11 protein-coding genes are annotated in these 16607 nt (G+C 61.1%); 2 read left to right on the forward strand and 9 right to left on the reverse strand.

Going from position 1 to position 16607, the window contains the following annotated elements:
- Nucleotides 1–40: 40 nt before the first annotated feature.
- The 5 genes from DYI20_RS05835 to DYI20_RS05855 form a co-directional block, all read right to left on the reverse strand.
- A complete protein-coding gene (locus tag DYI20_RS05835; RefSeq protein WP_122549073.1) occupies nt 41–1738 on the reverse strand; it encodes a dipeptide ABC transporter ATP-binding protein in 1698 nt (565 codons plus the stop codon).
- 1 nt (nt 1739) lies between these two features.
- The gene (locus DYI20_RS05840; RefSeq protein ID WP_110110136.1) at nt 1740–2555 is read right to left on the reverse strand and encodes an ABC transporter permease; all 816 of its coding nucleotides are present in this window, start codon (nt 2553–2555) and stop codon (nt 1740–1742) included.
- Entirely contained in the window at nt 2552–3589 is a 1038-nt protein-coding gene (locus DYI20_RS05845; RefSeq protein ID WP_244924661.1) for an ABC transporter permease, read from the reverse strand. Before DYI20_RS05845 ends, DYI20_RS05840 begins: the two co-directional genes overlap by 4 nt.
- A gap of 63 nt (nt 3590–3652) precedes the next feature.
- Nucleotides 3653–5341 carry an ABC transporter substrate-binding protein gene (locus tag DYI20_RS05850; protein WP_122549075.1) on the reverse strand — a complete coding sequence of 563 codons (1689 nt, stop codon included), beginning with the start codon at nt 5339–5341 and terminating at the stop codon, nt 3653–3655.
- Nucleotides 5342–5470: 129 nt separating this feature from the next.
- The gene (locus DYI20_RS05855; protein ID WP_146206403.1) at nt 5471–6061 is read right to left on the reverse strand and encodes a hypothetical protein; all 591 of its coding nucleotides are present in this window, start codon (nt 6059–6061) and stop codon (nt 5471–5473) included.
- Between the two features lie 17 nt (nt 6062–6078).
- Here DYI20_RS05855 and lplAB point away from each other — a divergent pair, with 17 nt between their 5' ends.
- Nucleotides 6079–7197, forward strand: coding sequence for a lipoate-protein ligase LplAB (lplAB, locus tag DYI20_RS05860; RefSeq protein ID WP_424923545.1), 1119 nt, complete (start codon nt 6079–6081; stop codon nt 7195–7197).
- On the opposite strand, the gene DYI20_RS05865 is transcribed toward lplAB, so the two are convergent.
- The 3 genes from DYI20_RS05865 to glgC all read right to left on the reverse strand — a co-directional run bounded on the left by DYI20_RS05865 (nt 7194) and on the right by glgC (nt 12968).
- Nucleotides 7194–8825 carry a Na+/H+ antiporter NhaC family protein gene (locus DYI20_RS05865; RefSeq protein ID WP_122549076.1) on the reverse strand — a complete coding sequence of 544 codons (1632 nt, stop codon included), beginning with the start codon at nt 8823–8825 and terminating at the stop codon, nt 7194–7196. The genes lplAB and DYI20_RS05865 overlap by 4 nt on opposite strands.
- Nucleotides 8826–8890: 65 nt before the next feature.
- On the reverse strand, nt 8891–11665 hold the full coding sequence (gene pepN, locus DYI20_RS05870) for an aminopeptidase N (RefSeq protein WP_244924662.1): 2775 nt from the start codon (nt 11663–11665) through the stop codon (nt 8891–8893).
- 43 nt (nt 11666–11708) lie between these two features.
- Nucleotides 11709–12968 carry a glucose-1-phosphate adenylyltransferase gene (gene glgC, locus DYI20_RS05875; protein WP_183145604.1) on the reverse strand — a complete coding sequence of 420 codons (1260 nt, stop codon included), beginning with the start codon at nt 12966–12968 and terminating at the stop codon, nt 11709–11711.
- Between the two features lie 149 nt (nt 12969–13117).
- Between glgC and glgA the strand changes: the two genes are divergently transcribed.
- Nucleotides 13118–14317, forward strand: a complete 1200-nt coding sequence (gene glgA, locus DYI20_RS05880) for a glycogen synthase (protein ID WP_110098326.1) — start codon at nt 13118–13120, stop codon at nt 14315–14317.
- A gap of 126 nt (nt 14318–14443) precedes the next feature.
- Here the strand turns inward: glgA and DYI20_RS05885 are convergent, their stop codons facing one another.
- Entirely contained in the window at nt 14444–16516 is a 2073-nt protein-coding gene (locus DYI20_RS05885; protein WP_122549078.1) for an acyl-CoA dehydrogenase family protein, read from the reverse strand.
- Between the last annotated feature and the right edge of the window lie 91 nt (nt 16517–16607).

The raw sequence follows: 16607 nt of genomic DNA on the forward strand, positions 1-16607 counted from the left end.
CCCATTCGGTCAGTTTCGACGACCGGGTGGGAGCTTTTGTTTACAGCCGGGAGCGGTCGATCTGTAGCTCGGGCACCGCGGTGAGCAACTGTTGTGTGTAGGGGTCGCGCGGCGCGGCGAAGATATCGCTGGTGGCCCCTTGTTCCACGCACCGGCCCCGATACATCACCGCCACCTGGTCGCTCATGTGCTCGATCACTCCCAGATCGTGGGAGATCAGCACCATGCTGGTCCCACGCGCGCGTTGAATCTCATCTAGCAGGTCCAGGATGGTGGCTTGGATCGAAACGTCGAGGGCGGACACCGGTTCGTCAAGCACGAGCACCTCGGGGCTAGTGGCCAGGGCCCGGGCAATAGCCAGTCGCTGACGTTGCCCCCCGGAGAGTTGGGCCGGGTTGCGGGAGGCCAATGAGGGGGCGAGCCTGACGCGGTTGAGTAGGTCGGTGACCTGGTCACGATAGCGTGCCCCGCGTCGGTGACGGCCACGGCTGAGCGCATCAACGAGGATATTTTCGACACTGTAGCGCGGATCGAAACTGGCCAGTGGGTTTTGATAGATCGCACCGAGCCGTTCCCGGTGGGCGCGTCGATCCGATTCGGTGGCGGGGGTAAACTGCGTCTGGCCGAGCCTGACGGTGCCGGCATCGGGTTCTTCCAACCCGAGGATGAGCCGGGCGGTCGTGGTTTTGCCGGACCCTGATTCGCCAACAATCCCTAGGGTGGTGCCTCGGTTGAGGCTGAAACTGACCCCGTCCACGGCGGTCAGAGAGCCGAAGGACTTGCTCAGCCCGTCCACGACCAGCACCGGGCAGGACTGCTGCTGGGTGGTTGTCGCTGAGGAGAGCTCTGGGCGGTCGGCTGGTTGTTTGGGGCGTGAGGGTTCGACCGTGGTCGGCGACAGCGGCTGGTGTCGGGGAACCCCGCGGGGCATCGCCTTGAGCAGGGTTTTGGTGTAGTCGTGTTCGCAGGCGGTGAGCATGGTCTCAGTGGTACCGGTTTCGACAATTTCGCCGTGGCGCATCACCGCGATCCGATCGGCTACCCGGACAACTTGGGCCAGATCGTGGCTGATCATCAGTACCGCGCGGCCCTGGTCCCGCATGGTAGCCAGCTGGTCGAGCACCACCGCGGTCAGCGGCGCATCGAGGGCGGTGGTGGCTTCATCGGCGATGACCACCTCGGGGTTTCCAATCAGGGCTTGGGCGATCAACACTCGTTGGCGCATCCCGCCGGAGAGTTGGTGGGAGTATTGTCGAGCACGTCGGTCCGGATCCGGCATTTTGACCGCTTCCAGGGCCTGGAGCACCCGGTCGCGACGCGTCGTGCGATCCAGCCAGCCGTGCCGGCGTAAGACGTCGTCGATCTCCCGACCGATGGGACGTAACGGGTCCAAGGCGGACAGGGCATCTTGGAGGATCATCGCGATCTGGTTACCGCGCAGAGCCCGCCAGTCCCGTTCGCCATAGGCCCGGGCGTCAGCACCGAAGATCTCCAGGGTGTCGGCGTGGACCGTGCCACCCGATAAGCCCATCAGGCTACGGGCGGTCACAGATTTGCCGGAGCCGGATTCACCCACCAGGGCCAAACACTCCCCAGCGTGCACGCTGAAGCTGATGCCTTGCACCGCCGGGGTGGCCGAAAAGCTGACGGTGAGGTTTTCGACGGTGATCAGCGGGTCGCTGGGTGCGGGGCGATCGACAGGTTCTGGGCGGTTGGAGCAGGGGAGGCGGTGTTGCATGCTAGAGGGTGACCTTTCCGGACGAATGGGCCGATCCGGCACCGATCCCGCGACCAATCAGGGTGGCTCCGGCGGCAACAACCACGATGGCTAGCCCGGGGAAGACGGTCATCCACCAGGCCAGGTTTAGGTAGGTGCGGCCACTGGCCAGCATCGCTCCCCATTCCGGGGCCGGAGGCGGGGTGCCCAGCCCTAAGAAGCTCAAAGCTGAGGCCCATACCACCGCTTGACCGATCCCGAGGGTGACCAGCACCATCAAGGTCCGCAGCGCATTGGGGATCAGGTGGTTGACGGTTTTGCGCACCGGTCCCCGGCCCAGTACCGTGGCTGCCTCCATCATCTCGCTACCGCGCAGGATCCGGATCTGGGAACGGATCAGGCGGGCGTAGCCCGGGGCCGTTGAGCAGCCCACAGCGATAATCGCCGGTTCGGGTCCGGGTCCGGTGAAGGCGATAATGATCAGAGCCAGCAACAGGGCGGGAACCGCGTAGAGTGTTTCCAACACGGCCAGGATGGCCTGGTCGATCCACCGCGGTCCTAAGGCCGCCAGTGAGCCCAGGACCAGGGCGACGCTCATGCCGAGTGCGGTGGCCAATAATCCGATCTGCAGCGAGTCGGCGGTGCCGTGAATGATGCGAGTGTAGATATCGCGGCCGGATTCATCGGTGCCCAGCGGGTGATCGACCGAGGGCGAGCTGAACGCTGCCGCTGGATCGACGGCCAGCGGGTTGCCGGGGGCCAGCACTCCGGGGAACACGGCAGCGACGGCGAGCACGCCGATGAAGATCGCAGAGAAGATTTGACCGGTGCGACTCACGAACGTCTCACCCCCGGTTCCGGCACCACGCTAGGTGCGATGGTCTCCTCGGCTACGGTGGCGGGGAGTGGACCGTCGGGGCTGTCCTGGTCGGGATGCTGATCCGCGCCGGCGGGATTGATGAGTTGCTCGGTAGCTTCGGCCAGGGCCATGACGACGATGTAGCAGACCGCGCACAGCACAGCGATGCCGGTCACCAGCGGGATATCGCGACTGAGTACCCCTTGTAGCAGGGCCCGTCCGATACCGGGCCGGGCAAAGACCTCTTCAACCACCACCGCCCCGGACAGCAACGACGAGAACGACCAGCCCGACATATTGAGCACCGGCAAGATCGAGTGGCGCAGTCCGTGGGCGAAAAACACCTGCACGGTGCTCGCGCCACGGGCGCGGGCAGCCAGCACGAAGGGGCTGGACATCGCCTGAGTGAGCGAGTCCCGCATCAGCTGGGCCATGAACCCAGACATCGGGATCGCCAGGGTTAGCGCCGGCAGGATAAGACCAGAGGCCCGACCGTTATCGATCGAGGGGAGCAGACCCAGGTTGGTGGAAAACACGGTGATCAATACCGCGCCGAGCCAGAAGTGTGGCACCGCGGCTGCGATGATTTCTAACAGACTCGTCATCCACCGGCTGGCCCGGCCACGACCGACCGAGATCAGCGACAAGACCAATGCCAGGAGCCATGCGGTGAGCAACGAGACCACGGCCAACAACAGTGTCTGCGGGAAGACGTCGCCGATGATCTCGGTCACCGGGTCCTGATAGGAATAGGACACCCCAAGATCACCGCGGAGCAGATTGCCCAGAAAAATCAGATACTGTTCGACCAGTGGGCGGTCGAGACCATATTCGGCACGGGCCATATCGAGTGCTTCGGCCGAGGCCTGGGAGCCGGGCCCGCCCATAATGGCTTCAGCCGGATCTCCGGGGATCGCCCGCACCCCGATAAAGATCGCGGTCACTACCAGCCAGAGCACCACCACGGCGCGGACCAGTTGGCGCACCAACCAGGTTCCGAGGGGTTTGAGCACGGCGGAGGCCCTCCTCATCAAGCCACCCCGGCCTCGTCATGCGCTGACCGGTGGCCGGTTGTCTTACTGCGCATCAACAAAGACGCTGTAGTACAGCGGGTTCGCGACCGCGTTGGTATCACCCATACCGCCGACGTCAGCCCGATAGAGGAACTGGTTCTGTTGGTTGTACAACGGCAATACGTAGTAATCCTCCAGGATGCGCCGCTGAGCCTGCTCGTACAGATCGGCCCGCTCTTGCTCATCGGTGGTCTGTTCGGCATCCATCAACAGCTGGTCAATCTCGTCATCAGTGACCTGGGCGTTATTGGCGAAATATCCCGACGGTGCCGGGATCGTGCCCTCGGAGTGGTAGAGAATCCGCAACACCGACGGACCTACCTTGGTGTAGGGGGCCGAAACCAGATTGTAGTTGTGCTCACCCAGCGCAGCGTACCAACTGGACAGGTCAAGCAATTCGATCTGGACATCGAAGCCCACCTCCGCGGCGGTGGCCTGAATCTGTTCAAACAGCGACTGCTCGGCCGGCACGGACTGGTTGGTGGAGACCGGGAAAGTTAATTCCAGGCGTTCGCCATCTTTGGTGCGAATCCCGTCGTCATCCTTGGTGTCCCATCCAGCCTCGTCGAGCAACTGATTGGCCCGATCGACATCCGGGCTAAACAGCTCTTCGGCGGAGATGCCCAACGGTTCCACCGAGCTCAACAGCGAGTAGCTGCGGTCAACCGTGTCGAAGAACAGGCCATCGATCGAGGAGTTGATATCCAGGGATTTGATGAACGCCTCGCGCACGGCGGGATCATCAAAGGGCGCCTTGGCGGAGTTCAGCTCGAGGCGGTTCGATGATCCCGGACGGGGTGCGTCGAGATGGCCGAAGGTGCCGGTATCGATGGCTTGCCGGACGTTATCGGGCTGGGGATTGTCGATCACATCGACCTCGCCGGATTCCAGGGCGGCATAGCGGGTGGATGCTTCGGGGATGAACCGCCAGATGATCTCATCCAGGTAGGCTTGGCCGTCGTTGTCTTCGGCTCGGGCGTCCCGGCCCTCATCGCGGTTGGGGAGCACGTAGTCGTCGTTGCGTTGCAAGATGATCTGCTGTTGCCGATCCCAGGATTCGACGACGAAGGGCCCGGTTCCGATCGGTTGTTCACAGATCTCATTTTCGGTCCGGTCCAGGGACTCCGGAGAGTGGATCGCGGTCCACTGCATGGCCAGGGATTCCAGCAAGGAGTTATCGGGGCGGGACATGTGTAGCTCGGCGGTCCGATCATCAACGACGTCCACAGACTCGACCTGTTCGACCCCCAGGTACCCGGTCGAGGACTTGGTTTCGGGATCCTGCAGGTGCTCGACATTGGCCTTGATAGCCTCCGAGGTCAGCGGGGTGCCATCCGAGAACTGGATGCCTTCGCGCACGGTGATCGTATAGGTCAGCCCATCATCGGACAGCTCGGCGGACTCGGCCAACCACGGAATGATCTCGTCGTTCTCATCGCGGGTGAACAGCGTCTCCAAGAACTGGGAGGAGACCAGGGACTGCGGATAATTGCCCCCATTATGCGGGTCCAGGCAGTCGGGTTCGGCATCACCGGTCGCATAGGTCAGCGTGCCACCGACAACCGGTTCGCGGTATTCATCGGCGGCCGGCCCGGAGTTATCACCGGAGCAACCGGCCAGGATCAGCGCGCTGAGTGGCAGAGCGCTGAGCAGGGCGCGTCGTGAACGGGAACGATGTGAGCGATGGGACATGAGGGGGTGTGCTCCAAGATCTGTGATGAGAGTAAACCTAATGTTGGCACGAACTTAATACCGAACTCCAACGTATCGTATGTCCCGGTGTCACGTCAGAAGCGACGTCACAGCGGTCACACAGGGCACTCATGCATCCGAGTCTGGACGGGGATCGTGGCCGGATTTGTCTGAGTTGTCTGTCTCTAAGAGGGGGAAGAATCCCGTGCCCTGGTAACGGTCCTCATCGGTGGTCCGGCGCGGGCCCGCAGGGCGGGAGTCTAGGAAGGCCATAACGCAGGCCATCACCGCGCAAAAGACCATGATTACGGCCATGGGGTTGGAGATTGCTGAGGCGGCTCCTGCCATGGCTTCTCCAAACATTACGCCGACCACAGAGGACGTGCTTCCCGGGGCGTCGGGCAGGAAGAAACCAAGCACCAGACCGCAACCCAGTGAGATCCCCAGCCAGCCCAGACTTCGGCTGGGAACGCGGGTGCCTCGCAGATGCGGAACCGTCAGCGTGAGTATTCCGAGGATAGCCAGCACGGGCACCAGCGTGAGTGCGTAGATCACACTCAACGCTCCGGCGGTGCCGATCAGCACACGAGAGAGCCCGACCCATGCCACCACCATGATAAGTGCCACCCAGGTCAGTCCCACCAGACCGGGACGCGGCGGATGGGGACCGGTGGTCATCTGGGAGGAATCTTCGGCCATGCCTTCGAGGTTACCGGTCAACAGCGTAGGCTAGAGATGTGAGCGAAAATCATGACGAAGTCCAGCAGTCCCGTTCCGCCGTCCACGGTGCCACCCAAGATTTTCACGGGGAGTTTAAGGTCCCCGGGGGAAAACTCGTCGTCGCCGATCTGCAGGTGGCCGACGGTGTCATCACCACCATGAACCTCAACGGGGATTTCTTCTTGGAACCCGATGAGGCCCTAGCCGAGATCAACCGGGCCCTGTTGGGCTTGCCGGTGGATGCCTCGCATGCCGAGCTGGCCAGTGCGGTCAATCACGCGGTGGCCGAAGGCACGGTGATGTTCGGTTTTGATGCCAATGCGATCGCCACCGCGGTGCGTCGTGCCACCGGTTATGCCACCCGGTGGGAGGATCACCAGTGGGAGGTCATCCGCCCACAGGTGATTCCGATCCAGACCCAAGTGGCCCTGGACCAGTTGCTCACCGAGGATGTGGCCGCCGGACGCACCCGCCCGGCGATGCGGTTGTGGCAGTGGCCCGAAGATCAACCCTCGGTGGTGATCGGCTCCTTCCAGTCCTACTCCAATGAGGTCGATCCCCAGGCCGTCGACGAGCACGGGATCACCGTGGTGCGTCGCGTCTCCGGTGGTGGGGCGATGTTCATGGAAGACGATAACTGCGTAACCTACTCGCTGTACTTACCGACCTCGCTCGTCGATGGGATGAGCTTTACCGACTCGTACCCGTTCCTGGATTCTTGGGTCATGGACGCATTGGCTTCCACCGGGGTAAAGGCGTTCTACCAGCCACTGAATGACATTGCCACTCCGGAGGGCAAGATCGGTGGGGCAGCCCAAAAGCGATTGGCTGCTGGGTCAATGTTGCACCACGTGACGATGAGTTACGACATTGATGCCGAGAAGATGACCCAGGTGTTGCGCATTGGCCGAGAGAAGATCTCTGATAAGGGTGTTCGTTCGGCCAAGAAGCGCGTGGATCCGCTCCGGCGCCAAACCGGTCTCAGCCGGCAACAGATCTGGGACGTGCTGATCAACACCTTTGCCGAGCACTACCAGGCCGAGGTGCGGGACCTCACCGATGAGGAGATCACCCGTGCTGAGGCGTTGGCGGCCGAGAAGTTCTCCACCGAGTCCTGGACCCACCGGGTGCCTTAGGGCCAGCTGGTGTGCGGGGAACCGCCGATGTGGACCCGGCCGTGGAGCGTTTCTTCCTTTTCCAAATCGGTCAGGATCCGGCTGAGGATCCACAACTCGATGAACAGCGCCACGACGGTGGCACCCAGACCCCACCAGGGCCCCGGGGTCAGCCCGGCGACCAGATAGCCGACCAGCCCGGCCCCGGCGGCCACGGTTGCGTAGGGTAGCTGGGTGCGCACGTGGGTGATGATGTTGGCCTGGGACCCGGTCGAGGACAGGATCGTGGTGTCTGAGATCGGGGAGATGTGGTCGCCTAGCACCGCCCCGGCCAGTACCGCGCCCAGAGTGACCATCAAATGGTCATCGGCACCCAACGAGACCACGATGGTTCCAGCGATCGGGATCAACAGGCCGAAGGAACCCCACGAAGTGCCGGTGGAGAAGGCCATGAATCCAGCCACCAGGAACAGCATCAGTGGCAACCACTCGACCCCCAGGGTGGAGTCGCTGATCAGCTCGGCGAGGAATTCACCGGTGCCGAGCACTTCAATCAGGGCGCCGAGCATCCAGGCGAGCATGAGGATACCGATCGCCGGGGTCATGGATTTCAGCCCGGCGAACACGCCACGACCCAGCGCGCGGGCAGAATGGGAGAAAGATGTGTCGGTGCCGGTGTTGCGGATGTAGTAGAACAACGCGACGATCGTACCTAACAAGCCGCCGAGTACCAGCGATTCGGTAAGCATCGTTTCACCGAGCGCATCGATGGGGTTCAGCGCACCGGATTCCAGCCAGCCGGTAACATACATCAGGCCGATCACGCTCAGGGTCAAGACCACCAGGGGGACCACCAGGGTGGATACTCCGGCCGTTTTCGCACTGGGAAGGTCTTCATCCAATTCGCCGGGGATCAGTTCTCCGTCCCGGTAGGGTTTACCTTCGGTGATTGCCCGGCGCTCTTCAACCCGCATACTGCCAAGGTCTAGTTGTAGCGCGACGACGGCGATCACCAGGATGACTGCGGCGATGGCGTAGTAGTTGGACACCGCGGCCCCGAGGAAGAGCACCACGTCGTTGAATCCCAGCGTGGAGGCGGCAATGACGGGGGAGAGTAGCCCGATGATGCTAGCGCCCCAGGAGGAGAAGGGGACCAACACGGTCATCGGGGCTGCGGTGGAATCGACGATATAGGAGAGTTTTGCGCGGGAGACCCCGAACTTATCGGTCACCGGCCGAGCAACCTGGCCGACGGCCAACGCGGAGAAATAGTCGTCGATAAACAACAAGAAGGCCATACCCAAACTGAGGCCTTGGGCGCCACGGCGGGAGCTGATCTTCGTGCTGACCCAATGGGAAAAGGCTCGATTTCCCCCGGCCATCATCATCAGGGTGGTCATCACTCCCAGCTGCCACAGGAAGATCACAATAAAGAGGTTATAGGTGTCGAACTCCCCGTCGGCCCAGAACTGGGCCGCAAAAGCTTCCCAGACCGCCACCAGAAACTCAACCGGATGAAAGTTGGCGACCAGCAGGGCGGCGAGCACGAGACCGGATGCCAGCGAGGTCACCACCCGACGGGTAAGGATGGCCAACACGATGGTCAGCACGGGTGGAAGGATAGTAAGCCAAGGAAGTTGTTCAACCATGAGTGATGAGTCTTTCGGCGCGTGAGCGGACCTCCACGGCCCGCACGCGTGGGACCGCGAGAAAACTATTGCCGGTTATTATGCCACCGTTTGGCCTGGGCGTATAGCTCACAACGCAGATCTTCGGCCAGTTCGGTGATGACCCGACGCAATGCGGCCGGGGCATTGCGGTGCTCCGTCAACCAGCTGGTGCTTTGTGCCAGGAGCCACTGGGAGTCCACGAGCTGACTGGTGTTGTCCTGATCCGGCTGAGTTGCTTGTTGAAAGGAGCCGGTGAAGTCCTGGTGACCGGGGTACAGTCCGGTGATGGTCCGGGAGGCCAAGCCGTTGGACCGGTCAGACCAGATGGACTCAAGGTGATCGCGCAGACGGTCCCAGGTGTTGTCGAGGACAGCCTGTCCGCTGATACTCACCCCGTGGGCGATGGCGGTCAGCTCGTGGTTAGACAGGGCCGTGCCGTGATCATCGGTACCGGTGAGTACCTGATCGACGAAGCGATGTTGCTGTTCGACCTCGGGCAGGGCAGCGCGGGCGGTGAGATAGTGGATTCGGTTGGCGGCCGAGACGTGTTGGTCCAGTTCACGGTCTAGTCGCTGCTGGTCGACAGCACCGTGACTGGCGAGCGCGATTAAGAACTGCCAACGTAGCTCATCATCCACCCGCAGCCCGGGGGCGAGCCCAGAGGTGTGGACCGGGTCGCTACTGCCGAGCAGGACCACCAGGTCGCCACCGAGCTCAGGGAGGTGATGGGCGAGCCGGGCCAGGGCCCGGGCCGCATTGAGCTGACGATCGGAGCCATCACCGAGAGTTTCGAGTCCACCGGTCAGAGATTCGGCAAGACGGCGTCGGAGCTGCACACGCTGCCCGGTCGGTGCAAACCGTTCCAGGGCGGTAATCGCCTGGTTCAGCATCCGGGCATGGACGCCCACATCGTTGATCTGGGGGCTAATCCGGGCTACCCCGGCCACAAAGTCTTCGGCTGGAAGTTCGGCGTGGCGGACCATGGTCCACAGCGACGCCCAGGTGACGCCACTGGCGAGGTCATCTGCTATGGGGTAGGTCAGTGCGGCCGAGACCGAGGCCGGATCGAGCTGAAGGCGTGCGTAGGTCAGATCACGGTCATTGGCGAGCAGCAACCGGGGTGTGTGCGGGGCGCTGACCTGGGACTCGTGACCTTGCAGAGACACGGTGGTCTCGGTCGTGTCAAAAAAGACCGGTTCCGACAGGGCCCGGGTTAACCAGGTGGTGCCTTCGGTGGCGCGTTCCGGATTGGATTGGTAGATACCGACCTCGAGGGTGTGCGGGCGAAGCTGATCGTTGCCGGTGACCGGGTCGGTACCATGTTGGGTCAACGTGACACTACTGAGATGCTCGTCGGGGTGCAATCTCAGGGTTGAGAATCCGCTGGTATGCAACCACGCCTGTGCCCAGGCGGTGGTGTCGGTCCCGGCGGTGCGACCCAGGACCTCCATGAAGTCCTTCAAGGTCGCGTTGCTGTAGGCGAAACGGTCAAAGTAGTCCCGACAGGCGGCCATGAAGTTGTCTTGGCCGATGAAGGCGACCAGCTGTTTGATCACCGCGGCACCTTTGGCATAGGTAATGCCATCAAAGTTTTGTCGGGCTGCCTCCAGATCGGCAATATCGGCCACGATCGGGTGGGTAGTGCTGTAGCGGTCCTGGAGGTAAGCCCAACCCTTGCGTCCGTGAGCGAACGTGGTCCAGGAGCCCGGGAACTCGGTAGCTTCAGCCACGGCTAAGGCTCCCATGAAGTCAGCGAAGGATTCTTTGAGCCAAAGGTCATCCCACCATTTCATGGTCACCAAGTCACCGAACCACATATGTGACATTTCGTGCAGCAGCGTGTTGGCCCGGGCTTGGTGTTGTGCTGTGGTGCTGGAGGAGGTGAAAACATAGTCCTCGGTGAAGGTCACCAGCCCCGGGTTCTCCATGGCGCCCAGGTTGTATTCGGGGACGAAGGCTTGATCGTATTTGCCCCAGGGGTAGCTGAAACCGAAATGGTGGTGGAAAAAGTCCAACCCGCGTCGGGTGAGATCGAAGAGTTCCTCGGCATCAACAGCATCGGCCAGAGACTCACGGGCGAAGATCCGCAGTTCGATCGGTGCTGTGTCGGTCTCGGCGTGGCCTTGCCACCGGTCGGTGAACACACGATAGGGACCGGCCAGGAGGGTTGTGATGTAGGTCGAGATCGGCGCTGTGGGGGCAAAGCTCACCCGAACCATGCCCGGCCGGTCCAGCGTCGTGCGCTCAGTCTCGGGCTGGTTGGAAGCCAGCACCCACTGCTCAGGCCCGGAAAGGTGGAAGGTGAAGCGCGCCTTCAGGTCAGGCTGTTCGAAGGTGGGGAATACGCGACGAGCATCGGCGGGCTCGTATTGGGTGTAGAGGTACACCTGGTTGGTCTGAGGGTCTTGGAACCGGTGAAGCCCTTCTCCTGAGCGGGAGTATCGCGATCGCGAGGAAATGCTGACCTGGTGTTCGCCCGGGGCCAGCTCGGTGAGGACGATCCGGTTGTGACCAAGCATCTCCCCGGGTACGGCGACGCCGTCGACCAGGACCTGTGTCACGCTGGCGCCCAGGTAATCCAGGAAGGTGGTCACCGACGGTTGGTCACTGGTGACCTCGAGGTGGATCTGGGTGTGGACCGGGTAGTCGGGTTGGTCAAGATTTTCGGCGTCGGTGACATCGACGTCGACGTCATAGCTGATCACTCGCAACATCTCAGCCCGTTGCTGGGCTTCGGCTCGGGACAATCGGGTAGTATCGGGGATACCGTCAATGATCTGGGGCTGAGCAGCGCTGTTGATGTCGACCATGTTCTCCATGCTAGACCACTGCCCAAGCGGTCCTGCAGGAATCTGGTCCGGGTTAGTCGAACGTCGCGGCGTGGCCCGATGGCAGAATGATCTGGTTCTTCGGCAGCACGGTCAGCCCGGAGTCAGTCACGGTGAACCCCCGCCGGCGGTCTTCTTCAGGGTCCAACCCAATCGAGACACCCTCGGGGACCACGACGTTTTTGTCGATAATCGCGTCTTTGATTTGCGCGCCCTCACCGATCTGTACTCCGTCGAGGATCACGGAGCTCTCCACCCAGGCATCGTGCATGACCCGAACGTTGTGGCTGAGCACTGAGCGGGAGACGGTCCCGCCAGAGATGATAACCCCCTGGGAGACAATGGAATCCACTGCGGTACCGGGACGTTTTGAGGCCGAACGGACCAGCTTCGCCGGGGGAGAGACAGACTGGTGTGTGAAGATCGGCCAGTGTTCGTTATAGAGGTCAAAGTCCGGCCAGGGCTTGACCAAGTCCATGTGGGCTTCGTAGTAGGAGTCAAGGGTACCCACGTCGCGCCAGTAGTGATAGTCCGTACCGGCACCGGGAACTTCATTGCGGGTGAAGTCATACACGCCGGCGGTGCCGGCTTCGACGAAGCGGGGGATAATATCTCCACCCATATCGTGTTTGGTATCGGCAAGCTTGGCATCACGGTTTAGAGCATCCACCAGGGCGTCTTTGGTGAACACGTAGTTACCCATCGATGCCAGGAAATGATTCGGGTCATCGGGAAGACCGTCGGTGGTGGCCGGTTTCTCCACAAAACGAGCGATCCGGGTCGGATCCTGGTCATCGGTCTCGATGACGCCAAAGGAGGACGCCATTTCCACCGGCTGACGAACGGCTGCCACGGTGGCTTCAGCACCGGATTCGATATGTGCCTGCACCATCTGTTCGAAGTCCATCCGGTACACGTGGTCAGCACCGATGACCACCACAATGTCAGGCATGGCGTCCGAGATGAGGTTCATGGACTGATAGATCGCGTTAGCCGAGCCGAGAAACCACTGTTTACCGCGACGCTGTTGGGCTGGCACCGAGGCGATATAGTTGCTCAACTGCGTGGACAGTCGCCATGTCTCAGAAATGTGACGGTCCAGAGAATGAGATTTGTACTGGGTCAGTACCACAACCTGGAGGTAACCCGAGTTGACAATATTTGACAGGGCGAAGTCAATCAGGCGGTACTGGCCTCCAAAGGGAACCGCAGGTTTGGCTCGATCGGCGGTGAGAGGCATCAGACGTTTTCCTTCTCCACCGGCTAGCACAATGGCCAAAACCTTCTTTTTCACGAGTTCATCCCTCCAACGACGTACCACCAGAGCAGGATTGACATCAACCGAGCCTGTGATTCGAGACTACCCAGCCACGAGGGTTTAACGCCATAGTTCTGGGCCGGACCCCCGTATCAATTCGACGAATTTCCGTTTAGGGTTAGAGTGTGCGCATCGATATCGTGACCAAGGAATTCCCACCCGAAATCTATGGCGGAGCCGGTGTTCATGTTGCCGAGCTCACTAAAGTGCTGGCCCAACGTGTTGAGCTGATGGTTCACGCCTTCGGTACGGATCGCGATCCGAACTATCACGGGGCCACAGTCTCCTCGTATCCCACCCCTGCCGAATTGTCCGCAACCAACGGTGCGGTTCAAACGTTGGGGACCGACCTGACCATCCTCGATGATCTGGCCGGCACCGATTTAATCCACACCCATACCTGGTATGCCAATATGGCCGGTCACCTCGGAGGGCTCCTCCACGGGGTGCCCCACATTCTGTCCGCCCATTCGCTGGAGCCACTGCGACCGTGGAAAGCCGAACAACTGGGTGGGGGATATCAGCTGTCATCGTGGGCTGAGGCCACCGCGTATGCCTCGGCGGCTGCCGTGATTGCTGTGTCCCACGGGATGAAGAATGACATCCTGACCGCCTATCCGCAGATCAATCCGGGGAAGGTGCACGTCATTCATAACGGCATTGACACGCAGGTCTGGCAACCTCGCACCACCCGCAAGGTCCACCAGCGGCTGGGCATTGATCCGGAGGCTCCCACCGTGGTCTTCGTTGGACGCGTCACCCGTCAAAAGGGTGTGCCGCACCTCTTGCGTGCGATCCGTGAACTGACACCTGAGGTCCAAGTTGTCTTGGCCCTGGGGGCTGCTGATACCCCGGAATTGCAACACGAGGTGGATGATCTGCTCGCGACTTTGCAGAAAGAACGGCAGGGCGTGCACATCCTGCGCGGCATGACTCCGCGTGATGACCTGCAAGAACTGCTCTCGGCCGCCACGGTTTTCGCCTGCCCGTCGATCTACGAGCCACTGGGGATTGTCAATTTGGAAGCCATGGGCTGTCAGACCGCTGTGGTGGCCTCAGCGGTCGGCGGTATTCCCGAGGTTGTCGACGACGGCACCACCGGGTTGCTGGTCCATTATCAAGATCGTGGGGATCAAACCGGGGAACCGGTGGATCCCAATGCCTTTTCCTCTGACTTTGCTACCGCGCTACAACAGGTGCTGGATGACCCGCAACGGGCTCAGAGCATGGGGGAGGCCGGTCGTCAGCGTGCTATTGAGCACTTCTCCTGGGAGGCCATCGCGGATCAGACCGTTGAGCTCTACCGCCAGGTGCTCAACGGCTAACTGGCTGGCGCGAAGACCGGCTGACGGAGTTGGGATCCGCCCGGCTTTCGCGACGACAATAGCCCCCGACCAGGACCGTTTCGGTCACTGCTGCGGGGGCTATTGTCTCAAAGGGCGAATGACGAGCTATCCGTTCTTTTGTTGTTTCGCAGCCTGCTTGGCGCGACGGCGGAGCACCTTTTCATGAATCGGTGCATCGCCAGAAGCACGCTGAGCACGGTAGTATTCTGCGGCCTCGTCCTGGCGTTGTTGCTCTACGCCACTGGTGATGTCCATACGCAAATTCTCCTGGGAGAATCCGAAGGCATCCACCAGTTGTTGAGCGTAAGGACGCAGGCGGGCCACCAAACGGTTGTTGTACTCACGTAGCACGCGGGAGCGGTGCTGGGAGATCCGACCGTTTTCGATGAACCACCCGAGATCGTTTTCGATGGCGCTGAAGGTGAACAGATTGCGCAACCAGGTCAAGATCGTGCGGGTATCGTCGTCCTTGGTGTTATGAACCACCTTGGTGAAGGATTCCCACCGGAGCAACTCGGCGTGGCACTTGGCGGCCTGGATGACCTCGTACTGGTTTTGGTTGTAGACCGCGGCCTGTTCAGCTTGAGACTTCTTAGCGACCGAGCGCAAGGCACTGGCGACCGAAGCGATCCGAGTCCGCACCCGGTCAGCCAGCAGCTCATGCTGAACTTCTTCGTTCTTCAGCCATTCACCAGCACGAATATCTGAGCCCAGATCCACCACCTGCTGCGCGACACGGCGCAGGCCCGAGCGCTGGTAGACAGCTTCATTGGCCTGCTCGACCAGGTAGCGACCCACGGTTCCGGCTGACTGACCGGCGAATTCTTTGGAGTAGTCGGTCAGCAAACGGCGTCCGACCAATTGCAACAGCACGTTATTGTCGCCTTCGAAGGTGGTGTAGATGTCGAGGTCGGCGCGCAACTGTGTGAATCGGTTCTTAGCCATGAACCCGGCACCCCCACAGGCTTCGCGACATTCTTGCAAGGTATCCAAGGCATTCCAGGTGGTCGTCGGCTTGATAGCGGCCGCGAAGGTTTCCAGTTCCTGACGGTTCTGATCGGAATCGTCTTCTGCTGAAAAGACCTCATTGAACTTCTCCAGCAGGTCATTAGAGACGAACGTATCGGCGTAGGTGCGAGCCAGTCGGTCCAGCAAACGGCGCTGGTGCAGCTGGTAGTCCAAGATGAATTCTTCGTCGATATCCGAGGAGGCATTGAACTGACGGCGCTGGTTGGCGTAAGTGATCGCACCGGTCAGGCCCACCGCAGAGGCCAGCGAGCTGGATACCGACAACGAGACACGGCCCTGTACCAGGGTGGAGAGCATCGTGAAGAAACGACGGCCCGGGGAATCAATATCAGATGTGTAGGTGCCATCCTCTTCCACGTCGCCGTACCGGTTGAGCAGGTTGAAGCGCGGAATGCGCACATGGTCAAAGTGCAACCGGCCGTTATCGACACCGTTAAGACCGCCCTTATAACCGTCATCTTCACCGCCGACGCCGGGCAGGAAGTTGCCCTGCTCATCGCGAACCGGCACGAAGAAGGCATGCACGCCGTGGTTGACGCCTTTGGTGATCAGCTGAGCGAAGACCACCGCGGCCTTACCGTGCAGCGCGGCGTTACCCAGATAGTCCTTCCAAGCGGCCTTAAACGGCGTGTGGATTTCGAATTCGCCGTCTTCGGGAATATAGGTTGCGGTGGTCGCCACCTTGTCGACATCGGAACCGTGGCCGATTTCGGTCATCGCATAAATGCCGGGAAGCTCTAGGCTGATCACGTCTTCAAGCCACTTTTCGTGGTGTTTTTCGGTGCCCAGGTGCAGGATGGCGGCTCCGAACAGTCCCCACTGCACACCGGCTTTAATCTGCAGCGAGGGGTGTGCGTGGACGAGTTCGGAGAACCCAGCCACGTTGCCACCGTGATCGTCTTCGCCACCGAAGCGCTTCGGGAAGGCCTTCGAGATTAGATTCCTCTCGGTGAGCAACTTGAGTTGCTCCAGGTTGCGCGCCCGGTGCTCGGCCAGCGTGAGATCAATGGGGTGGTGTAGGTCAGCCGATTCAGCCTCTTTGCGCATCCACAGGTGTGCGTCGGACCAACGCCCCAACGTTGCTTTCTGGAGCTCGTCGGAATCGATGGTGAGTTTCTCGTCATCAGCGGGGAACGGGGTAATGCCCATGGTGATCTATCTCCTCGTTATTGGTGTTGGGATTTTTGAGATCGTGTGCTATCTGGTGTGTTGTCCGTAGGTTGTTGGCGTTTGGTCGGTG

Origin of the sequence: Auritidibacter ignavus (assembly GCF_003703835.1) — a bacterium.
Taxonomy (GTDB): domain Bacteria; phylum Actinomycetota; class Actinomycetes; order Actinomycetales; family Micrococcaceae; genus Auritidibacter; species Auritidibacter ignavus.